This is a genomic window from Steroidobacter gossypii (genome assembly GCF_016801985.1).
In the GTDB taxonomy this organism is placed as follows: Bacteria; Pseudomonadota; Gammaproteobacteria; order Steroidobacterales; family Steroidobacteraceae; genus Steroidobacter; species Steroidobacter gossypii.
This window is the reverse complement of sequence record NZ_JAEVLS010000003.1, coordinates 490,469-512,146: the sequence shown is the minus strand read 5'-3', so window position 1 is coordinate 512,146 and position 21,678 is coordinate 490,469. Positions and strand designations below refer to the sequence as shown.

14 protein-coding genes are annotated in these 21,678 nt (G+C 63.1%); 7 read left to right on the top strand and 7 right to left on the bottom strand.

Translation table 11 applies throughout. The features are described 5' to 3' along the window. Window positions 1-65 precede the first annotated feature (65 nt). Window positions 66-848 carry a SapC family protein gene (locus tag JM946_RS16115; protein ID WP_203168367.1) on the bottom strand — a complete coding sequence of 261 codons (783 nt, stop codon included), beginning with the start codon at window positions 846-848 and terminating at the stop codon, window positions 66-68. Between the two features lie 620 nt (window positions 849-1,468). Between JM946_RS16115 and JM946_RS16110 the strand changes: the two genes are divergently transcribed. From JM946_RS16110 to JM946_RS16090, 5 genes are all read left to right on the top strand, one after another. Continuing rightward, window positions 1,469-4,618, top strand: a complete 3,150-nt coding sequence (locus JM946_RS16110) for a TonB-dependent receptor (protein ID WP_407700567.1) — start codon at window positions 1,469-1,471, stop codon at window positions 4,616-4,618. A 139-nt stretch (window positions 4,619-4,757) separates the two neighbouring features. Continuing rightward, complete coding sequence (locus JM946_RS16105) at window positions 4,758-5,510, top strand: SapC family protein (RefSeq protein ID WP_203168365.1); 753 nt, start codon at window positions 4,758-4,760, stop codon at window positions 5,508-5,510. Then, window positions 5,507-6,529, top strand: a complete 1,023-nt coding sequence (locus JM946_RS16100) for a cupin-like domain-containing protein (protein WP_203168364.1) — start codon at window positions 5,507-5,509, stop codon at window positions 6,527-6,529. The genes JM946_RS16105 and JM946_RS16100 overlap by 4 nt, the downstream gene beginning before the upstream one ends. Before the next feature lie 14 nt (window positions 6,530-6,543). Further along, on the top strand, window positions 6,544-8,031 hold the full coding sequence (locus JM946_RS16095; RefSeq protein ID WP_203168363.1) for a tryptophan halogenase family protein: 1,488 nt from the start codon (window positions 6,544-6,546) through the stop codon (window positions 8,029-8,031). 92 nt (window positions 8,032-8,123) lie between these two features. Beyond that, window positions 8,124-8,813 (top strand): hypothetical protein, encoded by a 690-nt coding sequence (locus JM946_RS16090; protein ID WP_218042893.1) that lies wholly within the window; start codon window positions 8,124-8,126, stop codon window positions 8,811-8,813. Window positions 8,814-8,894: 81 nt separating this feature from the next. Here JM946_RS16090 and JM946_RS16085 read toward each other — a convergent pair whose 3' ends face one another. From JM946_RS16085 to typA, 3 genes are all read right to left on the bottom strand, one after another. Further along, window positions 8,895-9,587, bottom strand: a complete 693-nt coding sequence (locus tag JM946_RS16085) for a 2OG-Fe(II) oxygenase (protein ID WP_203168361.1) — start codon at window positions 9,585-9,587, stop codon at window positions 8,895-8,897. A gap of 133 nt (window positions 9,588-9,720) precedes the next feature. Then, window positions 9,721-13,281, bottom strand: a complete 3,561-nt coding sequence (locus JM946_RS16080) for an EAL domain-containing protein (RefSeq protein WP_203168360.1) — start codon at window positions 13,279-13,281, stop codon at window positions 9,721-9,723. A 281-nt stretch (window positions 13,282-13,562) separates the two neighbouring features. Further along, window positions 13,563-15,401 (bottom strand): translational GTPase TypA, encoded by a 1,839-nt coding sequence (typA, locus tag JM946_RS16075; protein ID WP_203168359.1) that lies wholly within the window; start codon window positions 15,399-15,401, stop codon window positions 13,563-13,565. A 189-nt stretch (window positions 15,402-15,590) separates the two neighbouring features. Here typA and JM946_RS31290 point away from each other — a divergent pair, with 189 nt between their 5' ends. Then, window positions 15,591-16,211 (top strand): alpha-ketoglutarate-dependent dioxygenase AlkB, encoded by a 621-nt coding sequence (locus JM946_RS31290; protein ID WP_203168358.1) that lies wholly within the window; start codon window positions 15,591-15,593, stop codon window positions 16,209-16,211. A 44-nt stretch (window positions 16,212-16,255) separates the two neighbouring features. On the opposite strand, the gene JM946_RS16065 is transcribed toward JM946_RS31290, so the two are convergent. From JM946_RS16065 to JM946_RS16055, 3 genes are all read right to left on the bottom strand, one after another. After that, on the bottom strand, window positions 16,256-16,855 hold the full coding sequence (locus tag JM946_RS16065) for a hypothetical protein (protein WP_203168357.1): 600 nt from the start codon (window positions 16,853-16,855) through the stop codon (window positions 16,256-16,258). A 57-nt stretch (window positions 16,856-16,912) separates the two neighbouring features. Then, a complete protein-coding gene (locus tag JM946_RS16060) occupies window positions 16,913-19,159 on the bottom strand; it encodes a hypothetical protein (RefSeq protein ID WP_203168356.1) in 2,247 nt (748 codons plus the stop codon). Window positions 19,160-19,383: 224 nt separating this feature from the next. Continuing rightward, window positions 19,384-20,373: a serine/threonine protein kinase gene (locus tag JM946_RS16055; protein ID WP_203168355.1), complete on the bottom strand. Its 990-nt coding sequence runs from the start codon at window positions 20,371-20,373 to the stop codon at window positions 19,384-19,386. Between the two features lie 196 nt (window positions 20,374-20,569). On the opposite strand from JM946_RS16055, the gene galE reads away from it, so the two are divergent. After that, window positions 20,570-21,565, top strand: coding sequence for a UDP-glucose 4-epimerase GalE (gene galE, locus JM946_RS16050; RefSeq protein WP_203168354.1), 996 nt, complete (start codon window positions 20,570-20,572; stop codon window positions 21,563-21,565). Window positions 21,566-21,678 lie beyond the last annotated feature (113 nt).

The following is a 21,678-nucleotide window of genomic DNA, read 5'->3' as shown; positions in this document are numbered from 1 at the left end:
TGGATGGTTCTCGTTATCCGGCCGCGAGGGGCGCCCTCGCGGCCGTTTCAGAACCTTGGGGGGTATCAGGAAGGTTGGGACTGCGACGGCTGAAGGCCGCCGCGCGCACGCGTCAGCGAGCCGAGCAGACCCCAATTGTTCAAGGACTGCAGATGGAAATGCAGCAGCGGCAGCCAGCCCCGCTTGTGCAGCTCGAGCACCTGCGAATCTTCCAGCAGGCGCGCACGCTCGGGATTCAACAGCTTGAAGCCACGCAAGGTGTAGCTCTGCCCACCGCCGAGATCGGCGCGGGCCACGCGGTCTTCGAGCATGTTGTTCTTGTCCAGCCACTCACCGAAGCGACGCGTATCGGCATAGTGCTGCTGGAAGGTCTCGTTGAACTGCAGGGCACGCTGCAGGATTTCGCTCGGCTTGCCATCGACGAACAGCGGTCGCGCCGAATTGTTCTCGAACGCCTCCGCGCCCTCGTCGATGCACAACACGAAGCGCTGCTGCTCGGGCACCTCGGAGAAAATGAACGGATAGCGACGGACATACGCGGGGATATAGCAGTCCTCGCGCCAGGCGCCCTGCTCGTCCACGAACAGATTCTCGTTTTCCCGCAAGCCCACCACCGCAAAAGGCACGGTCGGCGAGTGGGTCGAGAACACGATCGGATAGGTGCGCGCGGCGAACGCCAATTCGGTCGAGGTCAAGGGCACCGCGTTGGTGTGGGCGGCGAATCGAAGGTCGCTCTGCGGTTTCAGCCCGGCCGTCGCATGACGCTGCGGCTCCAGGGGCATCGGATTCTTATAGAACATCGGCAGAGAGGCGGGCCCTGCGGCGGGCGCGGGAGCAGCGTCGGTCATGAGCGTTCCGTTTCGTTGAAGGCGCGCGATTCTGTCACCGTAACCCCGCGCCCGGCAACGCTAAATTGTTGACGGTTCCGTGGTCGTTGCGCCACCTTCGAAGTGTGCTCCAGGTCGTGGACAGCGCCACTGCCCCAGCCCGCAGTCGCCGCCTGCCCGCCGAATCGCACGTCTCACGCTGTCATGGCCGAGATCTTCTCGAAACCTGAACTGGCGACGTTGCATTAAGGTGTTGCAAACTGCCGCGGACTGGATCATCTTATGCCGAACAATGATAGCGGTATCAGGTGGGGGATGACTGTGTCGTACAGGGCGGAACGACTTGTTGAGCACCGCGAATTGACAGCGATGTCAGATGCGACCTGCGCCGTCGCTCGTCCTGCCTCCTCTCCGTCCCCATGCAACCTTGCCGATATTTCCAAGCCGATCGGTCGATTCGATCGGCCTGCAGCCGGCCGTCTGCATCACGCCGGTCCTCATCGCAGCCACTGAGGACACGGTTCGATGCGCGCGGCCATTCTGGCGCTGGTAGCGGTATCTGCCGCCCTCGCCGCCGACACATTGGAGCTTTTTTCGCAGTTGATTTGATCGACGTCCGCTAATCAGGGGGAATCGTGATGATGAGACAGAACAGGCTCGCGGTAGCCATTGCCGCGGCGCTGGCCTCGGTCGCGCCTTTGCACGGGGCCAACGCTCAAGCCGCCTCGGAGCAATCCAGCACCACGCCGGGCGCCGGCGAACTCGAAGAGGTGGTGGTGACCGGTCTCAGGGCCAGCTTGGAATCGGCCATGGACATCAAGCGCGACGCCATCGGCGTCGTCGACGCCATCAGCGCCGAAGACATCGGTAAATTTCCGGACAGCAATCTGTCCGAGTCGCTCCAGCGCATCACCGGCATTTCCATCGACCGCCGTAACGGCGAAGGCGCATTGGTGACCGCGCGCGGCTTCGGCGCTCAATACAACATGGTGACGTTGAACGGTCGCACCATGCCGGCGGCCGATGCGTTCGCAGGCGGCAACACCGGTGACGGCGGCATCGCCGGCCAGTCCCGCGCCTTCAACTTCGCGAACCTTGCGAGCGAGTCCATCAGCGCAATCGAGGTGTACAAGACCGGCCGCGCCGACATGACCACCGGCGGCATCGGCGCCACGCTGAACGTCAAGACCGCCCGTCCGCTCGATGGTAACGGCGACCCGGTCGTGAACGTCGGCGTCAAAGCCGTCAACGACACCACCAATCGCACCGGCGACGATTTCACGCCGGAAGTCTCGGGCATCTTCAGCTGGGCCAATGACGACCGGAATTTCGGCGTCGGCCTGTCCGCGAGCTATCAGAAGCGCGACAGCGGCTCCTCCAGCGCCACCGTCAACGATTGGAATATCCGTCGCTGGCAGCCGGGCAACCAGACCACGCAGTTCGCGGACAACGCCACCATCATCAATGCGCCGGCCGAAGGCTCGCTGTATGCGATCCCGAACGACATCCGATATCACTTCTCCGATCGCGAGCGTGAGCGCACCAACGCACAGCTGACCGTTCAGTTCGCTCCGACCGATACGCTGACCCTGACCGCCGATTACACCTACGCGGAAATGGAGCTGATCGAGGATCGCGGCGACCAGACGCTGTGGATGAACGCGAACCGCTACAGCTTCGTGGAATTCGACACCGGCCGCGCGGTCGCCACGCCCATGGTGCTCGCGGAAGACGAAGGCACCTCCAAGGACTTCGGCTTCGAACAACAGCACCGCGAGCAGACCAACGAGCTGAACTCCATCGGCTTCAACGCTGAATGGCAGGTCACCGACCGCTTCTCGCTGGCCCTCGACGTGCATGACTCGAAGGCGGAAAGCTTGCCGAGCGATCCGGTGACCGGCGGCGGCGAAACGCTCTTCAGCTTCGCGGCGCGCGTGCCGAGCACGTGCGATGCGGTCATCGAGAACCTTTGCACCAATCGCTTCCTGCAGACGTTCTATTTCAACGACGGCCTGCCGCTTGCGACGCGAACCCTCTTCAGAGAGCCGACCACCGGCATCCCTGCCTCCGGCGGCGATCCGAACTTCGCCTTCACGCCGGATCACCTGGGCAGTCAGTACCTGCGCATCAACTATCAGGAGCAGGTCACCGACATCACCCAGGCGCGCCTGGACGGCCAGCTCGAGTTCAACGACGACAATCGCGTGCAATTCGGCATCGAAACGCGCGCGATGGAGTCGCGCCAACGCGCATCGAATGCGCAGATGACGCTGGGCGACTGGGGTGTGTCGAGCCCCGGCGAGTTGCCCACCAACCTGCTGCAACCCTTCAGCCTGATCAACCAGTTCGAGGACTTCAACACCGCCGGCGTGCCGGTGTCCGGTTGGAAAGGCAATGCCAACGCCCTCGCGCAGTGGGCAGTGGACACCTACGGCACCTGGCGTGATGCGACTCAGACCAACGGCGTGCTGTCCTATAACCCGGCCTTCAATCAGGACCACACCGTCGAGGAAGACACTCAGGCGGCCTACGTGCAGTATGGACTGCGCACGGAGCTGTTCTCTCGCCCGACCAACGTGCTGCTCGGCGTGCGCTATGAAAAGACCGACGTCGAGGCCGTGTCCAACCAGCTGCAGCCTCGCGGCCTGATCTGGCAGGACAACAACGACTTCTCGGTCTGGCAGGGCGTGACCATGACGACCTTGCGCAAAGAGTCGGACTACGACCACTTCCTGCCGAACTTCGACGTCGACATGGAGGTCATCGATAACGTCAAAGCCCGCTTCTCCTACAGCAAGACGATCGCCCGCGCGCAATACAACCAGCTGCGCGCGGCCATCGACCTCGGCGGCTCGCAGGGCTCCACGATCAACGGTCAGATTCCGACGGCCAATGAAGCCAACACGGACCTGGAGCCGCTGGAATCGGACAACTACGATCTGTCCGTCGAATGGTACTTCGGCGATGCCAGCTATCTGTCCGCCGGCTACTTCCGCAAGGACGTGAAGAACTTCATCGGCCAGGAAGTGAACCAGCGCGGCCTGTTCGGCATCACGGACCAGACCGGCGGCCGGCGTGCGCTCGAGGCGCTCGCCGCACTTCAGGCGGGCGGCTTCCGCACCGACGACACGAATCTGTTCGTGATGATGGCCATGATGGAGCATCCCGACGAAGAGTTCGTGCACAACGGTGTGACCTGGAGAGGCGGCGCGGAGAACTTCAACCAGTCCGAAGCGCAGCATCTGGCCTTCGCCACTCAGTACGACTTGTTCCCGACCGCCGAGGATCCCGAGTACCGGTTCAATATCACCCGGCCGATCAACAACGCGGATGCGACCATCGACGGCTGGGAGCTTGGCGGTCAGCACTTCTTCGGCGACACCGGTTTCGGCATCCAGGCCAACTACACGTTCGTCAACGGCGACGTGGGCTTCAACGACGCCGGCGATCCGAACGTCAACCAGTTCGCGCTGCTGGGTCTGAGCGACTCGGCCAACGTGATCCTGATGTACGAGAACTACGGGTTCCAGGTGCGCCTGGCCTACAACTGGCGCGATGAGTTCCTGCAAAACACCAACCGCGGCAACTTCCGCAATCCGGAGTACGTGGAGGAGTACTACCAGGTCGACTTGAGCGTGGGCTACGAAGTGAACGACAACCTGTCGCTGTCGCTCGAGGGCATCAACCTCACCGAGGAAGACGTGCGCTGGCACGGCCGTTCGGTGATGCAACCCTGGTACATCGAGGACCAGGGCGCGCGCTACGCCTTCGGCGCCCGCTACAAGTTCTAGCCAACCACAGCGATCCCGGGTACAGGGACGTACCCCGCCACGCAGGTGGCGAAGCGGGCGGCAAGAGGCGCGGCCTTTTGCCGCTCGCAGCTGGGTCGTGGCAGGATGCCCGATCCCGAGTTTCAGAGCAGGGGGTTCAGTGGCCAGGCACGAGTTACTCAACAACATCGCCCACAAGGATCTGCGGGTGATCACCCGCCATGGCGCCGAATTCGGCGACAACGTCGCCACCGTGCTCACCTTCCCTACCGAGTACGGCGACGTGCAGCGCGAGTACCCGATTTTTTTTCGCAAGGACCCGCAGACCGGAGAGTTTCAATCCATCGCCCTGCTCGGCTTTCAGCAGGACGAGAATCTGTTCCTCGACGAGCAAGGCTGGCACGCTGCCTACATTCCCGGCATCGTGGCACGCGGACCGTTCCTGATCGGCTTTCAAAACAAAGACGTCGACGGTGAGTTGCGCAGGGAACCCGTCATCCACGTCGATCTGGACAGTCCGCGCATCAGCGCCACCGAGGGCGAGCCGGTGTTTCTGCCTCAGGGCGGCAACACCCGTTATCTCGAGCGCATCGGCACTGTTCTGCAGGGCATTCATCTGGGCCTCGCGCTCAGCAAGACCATGTTCGACGCGTTCACCGCAGCGGAGCTGATCGAGCCGGTCAACGTGGAGATCAAGTTCAGCGACGAGGAGCAGTTCAATCTGCGCGGGCTATACACCATCAGCGAGGAACGCCTGCGCGCATTGGACGGCGATACGCTGTACAAGTTGAACAGCGCGGGCTTTCTGCAAGGCGCCTTCCTGGTGATCGCCTCGCTCAACAACGTGAAAAAGCTCATCGACATGAAACATCGGCGGCGGCGCCGACAGGCGGAGGTGGCAACGGCATCATGACCGGCGTAACCAAGCGAACGCGCGAGCTCGAAGGCTACACGGCCGACACATTGCCGCTCGCGGAGCTCCTGGCGGGCGATGAGCCGGTGGTCCTCAAAGGATTGGTTGCGCACTGGCCGCTGGTGCAAGCGGGCCTGCGATCGCGGCACGAGGCGATGAACTACCTGCGATCGTTCTACAACGGCAAGACCGTCGGCACCTCGCGCGGCGACCCACAGATCAAAGGCCGGCTGTTCTACAACGCCGACTACACCCAGCTGAATTTCCTCAGCCAGCGCGCGCCGCTGGATCATGTGCTGATGGACATCGAGAAGCACATCGAGGATGACCGGCCGCCGACCAACTACATCGCCTCCACCACCATCGACGCCTGCCTGCCCGGCTTTCGTCGCGACAACGATCTGCCTTTCGGCAAGCACGGCTTCGAGCCGCTTGCGAGCATCTGGATCGGCAATCGCACCATCGCTTCGTGCCATTACGACGCGCCCAACAATCTGGCGTGCTGCGCCGTCGGGCAGCGACGCTTCACGATGTTTCCTCCGGAACAGATCGTCAACCTGTATCCCGGTCCGCTCGAGCCCACGCCCGGCGGCCAGGCCGTGAGCCTGGTGGACTTTTCCAATCCCGACTTCGAGCGCTTCCCTCGCTTTCGGGAGGCGTTGGCGGCCGGGCAAGTCGCGGACGTGGAAGCGGGCGATGCAGTGTTCATCCCGAGTCTGTGGTGGCATCACGTCGAAGCGTTGAGCCCGTTCAATACTCTGATCAACTACTGGTGGAGCACTTCGCCGAAGTTCATTCCCTCGCCGATGAATGCTCTGTATCACGCGCTGTGGACGTTGCGAGATCGCCCCGAGCGCGAGAAGCGCGCCTGGAAACAAATGTTCGACTACTACGTGTTCGGCCCGGCCGAGCGCGCCGGCGAGCACCTGCCCGAGCAGGCGCGCGGCGCACTCGGGCCGATCGATGACAGCAGCGCCCGCCGCATCCGCGCGATGCTGCTCAACAATTTGAATCGTTGATCCGCGGAGCGAGCATGAGCGTCACGCCAGTCAAGAGAGTCGTCATCGCCGGCGGCGGCACCGCCGGGTGGATCACGGCCGCCGCCCTCTCCCATCAGCTCGGTCCGTTGCTCGAGATCACCCTGGTGGAATCGGAGGAGATTGGCACGATCGGCGTCGGCGAGTCGACGGTGCCGCCGATTCGCGTGTTTCATCAGCTGCTCGGCATCGACGAGCAGGAGTTCATGCGCAGCGTCTCGGCGACCTTCAAGCTCGGCGTGTGGTTCGAGAACTGGGGTCAGATCGGCGATCGTTACATCCATCCGTTCGGCCGCCACGGCAAGCCCACCTGGCTGTGCGAGTTTCATCACTTCTGGTTGCACGGCCTGCGCCATGGCTTGAATTCCGAGCTCGGCGAATATTGCGTCGAGTGGCTCGCGGCCAAACAGGGCCGCTTCGGAACTTCCCCACAGTCGGATATCAACTACGCCTATCAGGTCGACGCGACGGTTTACGCCCGCTTCCTGCGGCGCTTCGCCGAGAACAAGGGCGTGCGCCGGGTCGAAGGCAAGATCAAGTCGGTCCAGCAGCATCCCACCACGGGTTTCATCGAGTCGCTGACGCTGGAGTCGGAGCGGGTGGTGCCCGGCGATCTGTTCATCGATTGCACGGGCTTCCGCGGCCTGCTCATCGAGCAGACCTTGCACACCGGGTTCGAGGACTGGTCGCACTGGCTGCCGTGCGACAGCGCAGTGGCGGTGCAGACCGAGATCACCGCCCCCCCGAATCCATACACCTGCGTCATCGCTCACGAAGCCGGCTGGCGTTGGCTGATTCCATTGCAACATCGCATGGGCAACGGCGTGGTGTATTGCAGCCGTTATCTTTCCGACGAGGACGCGAAGCAGAAGCTGCTGCAGGCGGTCAGCGGCAATCCGATACGGCCGCCATTCGTGCTCAAGTTCAAACCCGGCCGACGCCGACTGACCTGGAACAAGAACGTCGTGGCCATCGGCCTGTCGAGCGGCTTCGTCGAGCCGCTCGAGTCCACGGCGATCCACGTGATCATGACCGCGGCCACGCGCCTGATGCAGATGTTTCCTCTGGACGGCGTGCGGCAGTCGTTCGTCGACCAATTCAACGACGAATCGCGGCTCGAGATGGAGCGGATCCGCGACTTCATCATCCTGCACTATCACATCACCGAGCGCGACGACTCGCCGTTCTGGCGTTACTGCAAGAACATGGACATTCCGGAGTCGCTGGCTCGACGCATCGAGCTGTTCAAGGAAGGCGGCCACGCCTATCAGGCCGAGGGCGAGTTGTTCCGCGTGGACTCGTGGGTGCAGGTGCTGCTCGGGCAAGGCATCGTGCCCAAGCACTATCACCCCTCGCCCCGCGGCATGCAGGAGCGCGAGCTTGCCCGGGTGTTGAACGGGTTGCGCAACCAGGTGGCGCAGACCGTGGCGAAGCTGCCGCGGCATCAGGACTTCATCAACAGCTACTGCCGGACGACGGCCTGACCCGGCGCCGCTCGACCCGTCCTTCGTGTCGGATTGGGCGCGCCTGGTGGCTTGGTGCAGAATAGCGGCCTCCAACGAAGCCGTGTGCCCTCATGCCCGTCAAGTCGTCCGCCAGATCTAAGTCGCCTGCGAGCAAACGCCGCCCCGTTTCCCGCGCCCAAGAGACCTCCCGGCCGAAGTCCGAGGCGTCGGCCAAAGTGGTCAAGATCGGCAAGCGCCTGGAAGCGGTCGCGCGTGAGATCAAAGACGCCGACGAATTCGTCGAACACGTCGCTGGTCTTGCCAAGCGCTACCGTCGCGAACATGCGCTGCGCGCCGGCGATGCGCAGGCGGAGTTGCGCCAGTCGCTGCGCACCTTCCAGAAGCACGCCAGCGCACTGGTCGAATGGCTGGAACAAGCGCATGGCGGCAAGGCCACTGCGATCGAGCGCAAGGCGTTCGATGCGCTTGGCACCAAGCTGTTCGGCTCTCCAGTACTGGCTCGTCCACAGAGCACGCAAATGCTCGATTGGCTCATCCGCGCCAGCCAGGCGGCGGACGCGACGGTCGGCGAGATGAAGCAAGGCGGCGCCGAGGACGCGCTTCGCATTGCCGCCGAGGGCCTGCGCGCCACGTTCGAACATCACAAACTAAAGCTCGCCACCGGCAGCGATAAGAATCCCGGCGAGGCCGTGCGCCTGCTGTGCGCCATCGCTCGTGAAGCCGGCGAAACCATCGAACCCGCCGCCGCCAAATCCGCTCTACGTGACAGCCATCGCCCCGCCGCCGCGGCCGCGGCCTGAGCCCAACGCATCGGCGGCGTCAGGGTCGGGTATGTTCATACCCGCCCCGGCGCTGCAAGCCACTGAGCCCATCTTCGGCTCCTAAGCGGCATCGTGAAAAATCACTCCGAGCGTGTGCCTGCGACCTGATCGCAGCCGGCTCACCCCGTGTCGCATGTTCACTCGATAAATCCCGCGCGTTCCTTGCGCCGGGCGATGATGGACGGCGAACACCACCGCATCGCCCTGCGCCAACGGCACCACTTCCGCCCGCGACTGCATTCGCGGCCTCTGCTCGGTCAATATGAACTCCCCGCCCGTGAAATCGCGCCCCGGCTGCGAGAGCAGGATGGCGATCTGTAGCGGAAACACGTGTTCGCCGTAGAGATCCTGGTGAAGGCAGTTGTAATCGCCTGCTTGGTACTGAAGCAGCAGCGGGGTGGGCCGCAGCTGACCCGCTGCATGACACCGCTCGATGAAGTCCTTGTGCGCGTTCGGGAAGCGCACATCGATCTTGAGCAGCTCGTTCCATCGATTCGCGATGGGCGCGAGGTGCGGGTACAGAGATGTTCGCAGTGAGGCGATGAGTTCGGGCAGCGGATACTTGAAGTACTGATACTCGCCTTTTCCGTACCCGTGCCGACTCATGATCACTCGGCTCCGGAACAGGGCCTGATCGGCGTACAGATCGACAAGCGACCGGCATTGCTCAGGCTCGAGCAGCCGTGAGATCACGGCATGACCTTGAATGCCCAGCTCGTCGGAAATGCGCTGCCAGTCGAGCTCGTCGACCATGAGTGGACCTCTGTCTGAAACAATCTCCGCAGCTTAAGCAGAGTCCTTTGTGTCGACACTCCGGGTCTTGCGCGAGCAAGCGGCCGCCACCTCACCCCGGTGGCGTGCGAGGAGAGCCGACGCCTCTTCTGTTTCAGGCCGAATGAACCAGGCGCAGCTGGGGGTGGGTGCGGGTGATGCGGCTCAAAGATTCGACGGACTCGGGGGTGGCGATGTAGATGCCCTGGGCGTATTCGACGCCGATCTCGGCGAGGCATTTGAGCACCTCGGCGCTCTCGACGCGCTCGGCGATGGTTTTCAGTCCCATGGCTCGACCGATCTGCGTGATGGCCTCGACCATGCTGCGATCGACGTGATCGGTGGTCACGTTCTGGATGAACGAGCCGTCGATCTTCAAGAAGTCCACGGGGAGGTTTTTCAAGTACATGAACGACGACAACCCGCTGCCGAAGTCGTCCAGCGAGAACAAACACCCGCGCGTGCGGAACTCACGCATGAAATGCACGACGTTGGCGAGATTGGAGATCGCCGCCGTCTCGGTGATCTCGAAACACACCGCGCCCGGGCTCAAATCGTACGTCTGCAGCTCGTTGATCAGGAACTCCAGGAAGCGATCATCGTTCAACGACGTGCCCGAGAGATTGATGGACAACGTATATCCATGCCTAGGATCGCCATCGGCGCGATAGTGCGCCAGCGCGCCCAGCGCCTGGCTCACCACCCAGCGATCGATCATGGGCATCACGTTGTAACGCTCCGCCGCCGGAATGAACTCCGCAGGCTGCACCAACTCCCCTTGCTCGTTGCGCATGCGAAGCAGCAACTCGTAGTGGCCGCGCGTATCGCGAGTCGAGCCGATGGGAACGATGGGCTGGTAATAAAGCTCGAGCCGATTCTCCTCGCAGGCGCGCGTCAAGCGCGACACCCATTGCATCTCGCGATGCCGTTCCGGCGCCGAGCTGTACTGATACATATGAACGCGATTGCGCCCCGAATCCTTCGCGGCATAACACGCCACATCAGCGGCCGCCATCACGCTCGCAATGCTCTCGCTGGCGCTGTTGATCTCGACGATGCCAATGCTGACGCCGACGTTCATCGCGCCATCCTGCCACTCGAAGCGATACTCACGAATCGCCTGCCGCAAGCTGTCAGCGATCTTTGCCGCACGATCGGCCGTGCAATCCTGCAGCAGCACGCCGAACTCATCGCCGCCCAGCCGCGCGATGGTGTCGCTGGTTCTTATGCGCGTCTGAAGCAGGCCGGTGATCTGCTTGAGCAGACGATCGCCCGCCTGATGGCCGCAGGTATCGTTCACCAGCTTGAACTGATCCAGGTCCAGATACATCAATGCATGCGTGGTGCCCTCGTCCGAGCGCGCCGTCAGCAGCGCTTCGGTGAGGCGATTCTCGAACTCTCGACGATTGATGAGCCCGGTCAGCGCATCGTGGCTGGCCTGATACGCAAGCGCGCGCCGCAGCCGACGCTCCTTGCTCACGTCATGGAACACCATGACCGCGCCGATGATCTTGCCGGAGCGGTCGCGAATCGGCGCCGCCGAGTCTTGAATGGCGATCTCCTGGCCACGGCGATTCACCAGCACCGTGTGATCGGCCACCGCAATCACCCGTCCCTCGCGCAGCGCGCGACTCACCGGATCTTCCAGCCGCTCGCGCGTCGCTTCGTTCAGGATGTTGAAGACCTCGTGCAGCTTCTTGCCTCGGGCTTCGCCTGAATCCCAGCCGGTGAGATTCTCGGCCACCGGGTTCAACGTCTCGATGCAGCCATGGGCGTCTGTGGTGATGACACCGTCGCCGATGGACTGCAGCGTAACCTGCGCCTTCTCCTTCTCTTCGAACACCGCGGTTTCGGCGCGCTTGCGCTCGGTGATATCGGTGATCGTGCCTTCATAGCCGATCAGCTGCCCGCTCTTGTCGCGAACAGCCCGAGCGCTTTCGAGCACTGTGAGTACAGTGCCGTCCACGCGTTGCATCTGGAACTCGGCGTTGCGAACCTCGCCGTCCTTCTGGATCGCGGCGATGATGGCCGCGCGCTCGGCCGGATCGTGATACATGCTCGCCGGCGGCAGGGCCAGCAGCTCGGCGGGCGTCGAATAACCGATCATTCGCGCCAACGCGGGATTCACCGACACGAAACGACCGTCGCTGGTCGAGCTGTACACGCCTTCCATGACGTTGTCGAACAAACGTCGATAGCGCGCCTCGCTATCGCGCAGGGCGTTCTCGGCGAAGCGTCGCTCGATCGCGATGCCTGCAAGCTGCGTCATGCGCGACATCAATTCGAAATCCCGACGCAACGGGCTCTTCGGCGCACGGAAGTACAGCGCCAATGTGCCCAGAATGCGGCCATCGGATGAATGGATCAGCGTCGACCAGCAGCTGCGCAAGCCGGCGGCGAGCACGGCATCGCGCATGTTCTCCCACAGCGCATCGCGAGCGATGTCCGCCACGATGACCTGACGCTGCAAATAAACCGCCGCGGCACACGAGCCGTTGCGAGCGGCGACTGCAATGCCCTCCATCGCCTGCGCATACACGGCCGGCAAGCGCGGTCCCGAGCACAATGTCAAATGTTTGCCTTCGTCATCGAGCATGCGGATGGCGCAGACACAATCCGGCGCGACGCGCTCGACCACGTCCGTGATGGCTTGCAAAGTGATGCGCAGATCGACATTCGCCGCGAGGCGCTCGAAGACCCGTCGCTCACCGGCCGCGAGCAACTCGGCCCGCTTGCGCTCGGTGATGTCGGTGATGCTGCCGCGGACCAGGCACTGGCCGTGCGACTGCAACCGCACCCAGCGAACTTCACAGGGAATGTCGTTCCCGAAGCTGTCCCGGAACACCCATTCGAGCACCGGCGCCTCGCCCGCCAGCGTGCGATCGAAGTGCATGCGGTGGGCATGCGAGGACAACGAGCCATCCGGCTGATGCGGCGGACACAAAGTGTCAGGGCTGCTCTTGAGCAACGCTTCGCGGTGCATCTTGAAAAAACGCACCGCGTTTTCGTTCACATCGACCAGCCGATTCTCATCGAGGTCCACGACCACGATGATTTCCGGCGCATGCTCCACGAGCGTGCGATAGCGCGCTTCGCTGTCGCGTAGGGCGGCCTCCGCCATTTTCCGATCGCTGGTGTCGCGCAGACAGACGACGAAGACATCGCGACGGTTCATTCGCGTCTTGCTGACGGCGATCTCGGCGGAGAACTGCGTGGCATCGCTGCGCTGGCCCAGCGTCTCATGCGGAGCCAGATCCACTTGCGTGTCGTCAAGGCGCGCGGCGAGCTGTTCCAGTTCAGCGGTGATCGATTGTTTGGCCGTAAGCTGCGGCAGCAGAAAACTCAGGGGCCGACCGATGGCGTCGGCTTCGGCATGACCGAACACGCGCTGTCCGGTGGCGTTGATCGAGGCAATGTGGCCGGCGTCGTCGACGGTCATGATCACGTCCTTCACGTGATCGAGCACGGCCTGCAACTGACTGGCGGTGCTCTCGCGCAGCTCCCGAGTGAGCTGCGTGGCCTCATCGGACATCAATTGCATGGAACGCACGATGCCGCGGCGTTCCTCATCGGTCTTGGTGTAGCAATTGCTGACCGCGGCAAGCAGTTTGCCGAGTTCCAGCTCACCGCCGGATTGCGTCGCTTCCCTGATCTGCTGTTCGAGCAGTCGATGCATGTCGTCTTCCCGACCGGTACGGCGCGTGGCCTGCGCCGATATCGTCCCCACCTTGAGTTGTGAAGCAATTCCGCTGCTGGGCATCGTAAGACGTTGACGCTCAAGCAGGTGTGAAGCAGCTCCCGGATTTATGTGAAAGCAAGGTAAACGACTAAGGTCAAACTCGGGTTATGTCTGATCAGGGAGACAAGATTGCTGTCCTGCGATTCATGCCGGCCGCTGTTATTGCCGATTTCCCTCCCGCACGCGCCCGCGGGAGGGATCTTCGGCCAGGCGGAAAACTATTCGTCCGAGTCGTCCGAAGACGACTTGTAGCCCGCCCGTTTGCGATCGTTCTCCTTCAGCAAGCGCTTGCGAATTCGAATGTTCGAAGGCGTTACTTCCACGAGCTCGTCGTCGGCGATGAATTCCATCGCCTGCTCCAGCGTGTAACGGATCGGGGGCACGAGAATGATGTTCTCGTCGCGGCCGGCCGCGCGCATGTTGGTGAGCTTCTTGGCCTTGAGCGGGTTCACCACCAGATCGTTGTCGCGGCTGTGAATGCCGATGATCTGCCCTTCGTAGACTTCATCGCCATGCGAGGCCATCAGCTTGCCGCGCTCCTGCAAGCTGAACAGCGCGTAGGCAAGCGCCTTGCCCTGGCCGTTGGAGATCAGCACGCCGTTCACGCGCTGGCCCACTTCCTTGTCCAGCACCGGGCCGAAGTGATCGAAGATGTGATGCATCAGACCCAGGCCCGAGGTCATGGTGCGGAACTCGGTCTGAAAGCCGATCAGACCGCGCGATGGGATCATGTAATCCAGTCGCACGCGACCTTTGCCGTCCGGGACCATGCCGGTGAGCTGCCCGCCGCGCTCGCCGAGGGCCTGCATGACGGCGCCCTGCGAGCTTTCATCGAGGTCGACCGCGAGCGTTTCATACGGCTCGCACAGCTGACCGTCGATCTCCTTGGTCACCACGCGCGGCCGGGACACCGCCAGCTCATAACCTTCGCGACGCATGTTTTCAAGCAGCACGCCCAGGTGCAATTCGCCTCGGCCATAGACGCGGAACTTGTCCGGATCGTCGGTCTCCTCCACGCGCAACGCCACGTTGTGACGAGTCTCGCGCAGCAGGCGCTCGCGAATCTGGCGACTGGTGACGAACTTGCCTTCGCGGCCGCAGAACGGCGAAGTGTTCACTTCGAACGTCATGCTGATGGTCGGCTCGTCCACCACCAGCGCCGGCAGCGCCTCGGGCTTGGCCGGATCGCAGATCGTATCGGAGATCTGCGGATGCTCGATGCCGGCGAAGGCGACGATGTCGCCCGCGCTCGCCTCTTCCACCTCGACGCGATCCAGGCCGAGGAAGCCAAGCACCTGGATGATGCGCTCGTTGCGCACCTTGCCGTCCTTGTCGACCACGGCGACCGGGCTGTTCTTCCGGATCTTGCCGCGCTTGATGCGGCCGATGCCGATGGCGCCGACGTAGTTGGAGTAATCGAGCTGGCTGATCTGCAGCTGCAACGGGCCGTTCTCGTTCACGTCCGGCGGCGGCGCATGTTTGACGATGGCTTCATACAGCGCCGTCATGTCGGTGCCCATCTGATCCGGCGCATTGCCGGCGATGCCCCGCAACGCAGAGGCGTACACGACCGGGAAGTCGAGCTGCGATTCGGAGGCGCCGAGCTTGTCGAACAGATCGAATGTTTGATCCAGCACCCAGCTGGGGCGCGCCTCGTCGCGGTCGATCTTGTTGATCACGACGATGGGATGCAGGCCGTGGGAAAACGCCTTCTGGGTCACGAAGCGGGTCTGCGGCATCGGACCGTCGACGGCGTCGACCAGCAGCAGCACCGAGTCGACCATCGACAGCACGCGCTCCACTTCACCGCCGAAGTCGGCGTGGCCCGGCGTGTCGACGATATTGATGCGGTAATCACGCCAGCGGATGGCAGTGTTCTTGGCGAGAATGGTGATGCCGCGTTCTTTTTCCAGCGCGTTGGAATCCATCACGCGCTCGGGCACGGCCTTGCGCGCATCGAGCGTGCCCGATTGGGTCAGGAGCTTATCGACCAGGGTGGTCTTGCCATGATCGACGTGGGCGATGATGGCGATATTACGAAGCTGGGAAGTGGACACGCAGTGGACCGGTGGGAGGAAAAAAGTCGCGCATTGTAGAGGGGCGACGGGGGTTCCGGCCACCTCCGCGGGCTGAAATACATCGTTGCCCCCTGCTGGGGCGTGACTACGCCTTTGCCGGAAGGCGTCCGCCTACGCTGCGTATCTTTACGCATCATAGACTTGCATTCGGATCGGAGATTGTAATCGGTGCATGCGCAGGCAGATCTGTTCACTACCCCGGCCTCGCTCGCCATCGATGCCTCGTTCGCCAGCGCCCGGCGGATCCCGCTCGACGCCACCTCGTGGATCGAACTGGTGCCCGGCTGGATGTCGGGACCTGAAGTCCTGTTCGAGGCGTTGGCTGCAGCCGTTCCCTGGAGCCAGCACTATCGCAAGCTGTTCGAGCAAACATTTCTCGAGCCGCGCCTCACGGCCGAGTACCGCATCCTGAATCGCCTGCCGCACGAGATGCTGCTCGCCGCCGCCGCGGCGCTGTCGAATCACTACAAGGTGACCTACGACAGTCTATGGATGAACTTGTATCGCGATGGCCGCGACAGCACCGGCTGGCACCGCGATCGTTTTTCTTGTCGCCGTCCGGAATGCATCGTGCCGGTGCTCACGCTGGGGGCGACGCGTCGCTTCCTCATCAAGCCGCGATCCGGCGGTCCATCGCACGCCTTCTCGCCCCGCTCCGGAGATTTGATCGTGATGGGCGGGCGATCTCAGGAGGACTGGGTGCACTCGGTGCCCAAAGCACCGGAGGTGGCCGAAGCTCGCATCAGTGTGAATTTTCAGAGTTCGATGCAAGCGCGACGCGAGCGCTGAAAACATCGTGGGGTCCAGCATCGCCGGACCCCACGGTGTCCGGATCATCGTTTCGGCTCGCTGCTCTCTTCGGCCTGCATCGGCTCGATGGGTTCGCCTTTCGCATCCGTCGCGGGTGCGGGCTTCTGCTGGGCTACGGGCTGGCCGACCACAAACGGGATTGCGAAGGTGCGGTTCAAGGTGGAGCCGGCGATCGCCGTGTTCACCGAGACAGTGACATAGAACACGCCGGTGCGATCGGGCAGCACCGAGATCTTGTGGCGATAGGCCTTGCCGGACTCCACGGAATTGAAGCTCGCGGTCAGCGGGCCCGCCAGGGTGATGCCATCCATGCCGCTCATCTTCGCTTCGAGCGAATCGACGCCGGCGCTTGGAATCAGCGCCACGTCGAGCTCGGTGGGCGTGCCGATGGTCGGCTTGCCGCTGAACTCGTAACGAATGCTCACCGCCGCGCCCGGCTTGCCGTCGCCCACCGCCTTGGCGAACGAGCTGGTTTCGTCTTCCTGCGTCTTGGCGACCACGGGCTTTGCCGGCGCGGGGGCCGGAGCCGCCGCGGCGGGCTCGGGCTCGGAACCGCAGGCCGCCAGTAGCACCAGGCTGGCCGTCGGAATACAAAGCAGCAACCGCCGGAGTGAAAGGTTCATCCTGATCATGCCTCTATTATGACGCGTTTCGGGTCTACGCATGGCGCGCTACGTCGCTCAATTGGTGCCGCTGATGCTGACCGACATGCAACGAGGCGTGGCTACGCTCTGATTCGGATCGATGACCTCGTAGGCGTACACCTCGATCACATAGGTGCCGGCGGGCAGCTGAACCTGCGAGATCGTTTCCTGACCATTGGCGCTGCTCTGCCCGATCGGCTCGCCATTGCCATTGGTACCGAACGACAGCACCTGCCCGCGCGAGTGAACCAGGATGTCCGGATCGACCGCCGCCTGGGTGCCGGCGCCGGAGGCGACGCCGTTGGCCACGATGGTGACCAGCCCCGTCGTGTTCTTGGTGAAGCGCAGGAAGCGTCGATTGCCGAGTTTGTTGCCATCGACGTTGCCGCTGGCGTTGGACGTGCTGCAAAGGCCGGTCACCGGCGCGCCGACAGCGATCGAGGTGTAGATCTCGGTGAAGCGGGTATCGCCGCCGCCGTTGGTCTCGCCCGCGCCGAAAGCGCCGTCGCCATTGATGTTCTCGTCATCCAGCAGCGAGGCGATTTCTCCCGAGGCGCTGCCGTTGGCGCTGCGCAAGGCCGACGCGAACGAGAAGATGCTGGTCAGCGCTTCGGTGCTCACCTGCTCATCGGTCATCACTTCGAAAATGGGCCCGAAGCCCAACGCCACATCGTCACGCGACTCGGCCGGGCTGTCGTCGAAAATGTCCCAAAGAATTTCGCCGACCGAAGCTTCGGAGAACCAGCCGTCGTTCCCCGAGTCGGCTTCGAGATTGAAGCCGAAATCATCGGAGATGCCGTTGAAGGAGTCGCGATACTGCGGATCGCGCAGCGACATGGCGCCAAACGCATTGCCCCAGCCCTCGCCGAAGGCCACGCGCATATCCAGTTGATCGCCGCTGCCGTGCTCGCCACCGAGCGAGTCGGAGCGGCTGAAACGATCCTCGAAGTAGTGACCGAACTCATGCGCGATCACGTGGGCATCGAATTCGTCCGTGTCGCCGCTGCCGCCGGCGTAGTCGCCGAGGATGTAGATGCCCTCGGGCAAGGGTTGACCGCAATCGTCGAAGGTGTTGCCGCTTGGATCGCGGAAATAGAACGACGTGCCGATATCACCATTGTCAGGGCAGAAGTTGTTGATCGTGGTCCGATTGCTGGTGCTCCAGTACAGATTGAGATCCGCAAACTGAGCATTGGGGGACGCCCCGAGGATCATCTGCTTGGAGTTATAAACTGTGTCGAGAATCGCGAACGGCGCGGCCGCGCGAGGAGCTGTGTAGCTAGTGCCGCCCCAGCCCGACGGCGCATGCAGATTGCGTGGCGTGTTTTCGACGGGCACGCCGCTGCTGCCTTGGAGCACGTACAGCGCGTCGCTGTTCGCGTTGTTCAGAACGCGGAAGTTCCACGTCGGCGCGGTGCCGCTCTTTTGCATCTGAGCTCGCACAGCGACTTGGACGGAAGTCGCTGCAGGTACAGTCACGGCGTAGTAACCACCCGCGTCGGTGACGGTTGAAGCACTGAAGCCACCGGTGACCTGCACGACCACTTCACGAGCCGGCGAAATCACCGGTTGCGAGGCATTCAGGCCCTGTTCCAGGACCGAGCTGAAGGGCAAGCGGTCGAATGTGACTCGGCCGAACAGCACGACTTGCCCGGCCGGCGGTGCGCTGGCGGTGACCGTCACGCTCTGTGAGGTGGTGCCACCCACGCCTGTGCAAGTCAAAGTGTATGTGGTGGTTGCCGATACCGGGCCCGTTGCGTCGGCGCCCACCGCCGGCCTGTCTCCGGTGAAAGTCCCGCCGCCGTCGTTGGAAGCCGTGCAGCTGGTGGCGTTCGCCGCATTCCAGCTCAATGTGGTCGAATAGTTTGCAATGAGCGCTGACTGAGCAGCGCTGAATGTCACAGTCGGCGCAGGCACGATGACCACGGACACGCTGGCCGATCTCGAGCCGCCGTCCCCGGTACACGTCAAGGTGAAGTTAGTGTTGGCGCTCAAGGCTGCGGTCACTTCCGAACCCGAGGTCGCCTTGGCGCCAGTCCACCCGCCCGAAGCGGTACAAGAGGTCGCGTTGGTGCTGCTCCAGGTCAGCGTGACCGTCTGGCCGGTCGCGATGGACCTGCTACTCGCATCCAATGTTACCGTCGGACCGGAAGAGCCCGGCGGCGGATTGTTGCCGTCGTCGCTGCCGAGCGAGCCGCCGCCACCGCCGCCGCAGGCGGCAAGCGCCGCAAGGCCGGTGAAGGCGATGAACAAGCGAACGAGACGAGAGAATTCCTGCGGCATTGGTTCAGTTCTCGAGCGCCCGAGCCGGGCCGAATGTTTGCGTTGTGCGATATCCATACCGGCGACCAATTTCGTGCCCCTGCAAGCACACGCGCTGCCGATTGGCGCGGCACGCTATCACAGCGATCAGTTCACAAAAAGTCGACACGGTCGCATTCTGTTATAACGCCGCGGTGCACCGGTAGCGCACATGACGACGCCACGCGGCGCTATTCAGCATGCGTTCAGCGCAGATCGAGCGGGCCTTCGGCGATGGCGCCGAGTTGCTCGCGCAGCGACAGCACCTGGTTTTCCCAATAGCGCGGCTCGACGAACCACGGAAACGCGGCCGGAAACGCCGGGTCTGCCCAGCGACGCGCAAGCCACGCCGAATAATGAATCATGCGCAACGTGCGCAGGCTCTCCACCAGCACCAGCTCGCGATGATCGAAATCAGCAAACTGGGTATAGCCCTCGAGCAATTGTGACAACTGCTCGGCCATGTCGCGCCGGTTGCCCGACAAGAGCATCCACAGATCCTGAATCGCAGGTCCCATCACGCAGTCGTCGAGATCGACGAAGTGCGGCCCTTCATCGGTCCACAGCACGTTGCCGCGATGACAATCGCCGTGCAGGCGCAGCTGCGCCACCCCGCTCGCGCTATCGAAGCTCTCATGAATCGCGTCGAGCAGATCGCGCGTCAACGTGTCGTAAGCGTCCTCCAGGTGCGCCGGGATCCAACCGTTGGCGAGCAGAAACTCACACGACTGTTCGCCCATGCGCGCGATGTCGATGCGCTCGCGATGACGAAACTTCTGGCGGCGGCCGACCATATGAATGCGCCCGAGAAAACGTCCCATCCACTCGCGCTCGGTGGCCGAGCCGAGCTCCGGCCAGCGACCGCCGCGGCGCTCGAACAGCGCGAAGCGAAACCCTTCGTATTCGAACAAGGTGCGGCCGTCGCGCACCAGCGGCGGCACCACGGGCACTTCGGCCGCAGCCAGCTCGAGCGCGAAGCCGTGCTCTTCGTGAATGGACGCGTCGCTCCAGCGGCCAGGTCGATAGAACTTCACGATCACCGGCGCGCCCTGCTCCATGCCCACCTGGTACACACGGTTTTCGTAGCTGCTCAAGGCAAGGATGCGGCGATCGGAATCGCGGCCGAGGGATTCCACGGCGGCGATGATCACGTCGGGGGTCAGACGCTCGTACGGATGCGGATCGGGTTTGGGCATGGACGATGAAGAGTTCGGATCGGCAGCTGCTAATGGTGACTGGCGGGAACGATCCGCGTCCATCGCTGATTGTCTCCCGGACTCCTGTCCCATGGCGGCGACGCGAGGACGCGGTGACAGTGGATGAACTACTCTGCGGGCCGCAGCTGCTAGAATCGACTTTGCGCAATCTTTTCAACGGACCAGATCACATCCTATGACCATCCTCGTCACCGGCGGCGCCGGCTACATCGGCAGTCATGTTGTTCGGCAGCTCGGCGAGCGCCAGGAAAAGTTGGTGGTGCTGGACAATCTGTCCACCGGCTTCCGCTCGGCAGTGCTGCACGGTGAGCTGGTGGTCGGAGATACCGGCGATCGCGAGCTGGTGGGCCGCATCCTGCGCGAGCATCGCGTGGACACCGTGATGCACTTCGCCGCCAACACCATCGTTCCCGAATCGGTGTCGAATCCGCTCAAGTACTACGGCAACAACACCTGCTCCACGCGCAACCTGCTGCAAGGCTGCCAGGAGGCCGGCGTCAAACATTTCGTCTTCTCCTCCACCGCCGCGGTGTATGGCATCCCCGAAGGCGGCCTTGCTGCCGAAGACAGCCCAACCCAGCCGATCAATCCGTATGGCACCTCGAAACTGATGAGCGAGTGGATGCTGCGCGACCTGGCGGCGGCCACGGCACTGCGCTACGTGGTGCTTCGTTACTTCAACGTCGCCGGTTGCGATCCGGGGCAGCGCATCGGCCAGTCGACCGTCAAAGCCACCCTGCTGACCAAGGTCGCCGCCGAGGTCGCGGTCGGCAAACGCTCGCAGCTGTCGATTTTCGGCACCGACTATCCGACCGCCGATGGCACCGGCGTGCGCGATTACATCCACGTCGAGGACCTGGCGAGCGCGCATTTGAAAGCGCTCGATTACCTCCGTGGCAACGGCGCATCGGTCACGCTCAATTGCGGTTACGGGCATGGTTACAGCGTGCGCGAGGTGATTTCGACGGTGAATCGCGTGAATGGCCAGCCGATCAAGACCGTCGAAGAGCCCCGCCGCGCCGGCGACCCGCCCTCGCTCGTCGCCAAGGCGCAACGCGTCCGCCAATTGCTGGGCTGGGTTCCGCAGCATGACGACCTCGAGGCCATCGTCCGCTCGCAGATCGCCTGGGAGCGCCGCCTGCAGCAGCAGCCGGAATTGCAGAAAAACTAACTCGCGCTGTCGCTCGCCAAGGACGGCCCTGAATCTGGCATGAGACCGACTCGCAGCGCTTGCGTGAGCTCGACCCTGGCTGCCCCGGCAGGCCAGCGCGCTTTAGCTCGCGC

What these genes read in the sequence shown, in the direction of transcription:
- JM946_RS16115 (WP_203168367.1), bottom strand. Translation starts at nt 848, where the DNA reads ATGACCGACGCTGCTCCCGCGCCCGCCGCAGGGCCCGCCTCTCTGCCG.
- JM946_RS16110 (WP_407700567.1), top strand. Translation starts at nt 1,469, where the DNA reads ATGAGACAGAACAGGCTCGCGGTAGCCATTGCCGCGGCGCTGGCCTCG.
- JM946_RS16100 (WP_203168364.1), top strand. Translation starts at nt 5,507, where the DNA reads ATGACCGGCGTAACCAAGCGAACGCGCGAGCTCGAAGGCTACACGGCC.
- JM946_RS16095 (WP_203168363.1), top strand. Translation starts at nt 6,544, where the DNA reads ATGAGCGTCACGCCAGTCAAGAGAGTCGTCATCGCCGGCGGCGGCACC.
- JM946_RS16090 (WP_218042893.1), top strand. Translation starts at nt 8,124, where the DNA reads ATGCCCGTCAAGTCGTCCGCCAGATCTAAGTCGCCTGCGAGCAAACGC.
- JM946_RS16085 (WP_203168361.1), bottom strand. Translation starts at nt 9,587, where the DNA reads ATGGTCGACGAGCTCGACTGGCAGCGCATTTCCGACGAGCTGGGCATT.
- JM946_RS16080 (WP_203168360.1), bottom strand. Translation starts at nt 13,281, where the DNA reads ATGCATCGACTGCTCGAACAGCAGATCAGGGAAGCGACGCAATCCGGC.
- JM946_RS16065 (WP_203168357.1), bottom strand. Translation starts at nt 16,855, where the DNA reads ATGAACCTTTCACTCCGGCGGTTGCTGCTTTGTATTCCGACGGCCAGC.
- JM946_RS16060 (WP_203168356.1), bottom strand. Translation starts at nt 19,159, where the DNA reads ATGCCGCAGGAATTCTCTCGTCTCGTTCGCTTGTTCATCGCCTTCACC.
- JM946_RS16055 (WP_203168355.1), bottom strand. Translation starts at nt 20,373, where the DNA reads ATGCCCAAACCCGATCCGCATCCGTACGAGCGTCTGACCCCCGACGTG.
- galE (WP_203168354.1), top strand. Translation starts at nt 20,570, where the DNA reads ATGACCATCCTCGTCACCGGCGGCGCCGGCTACATCGGCAGTCATGTT.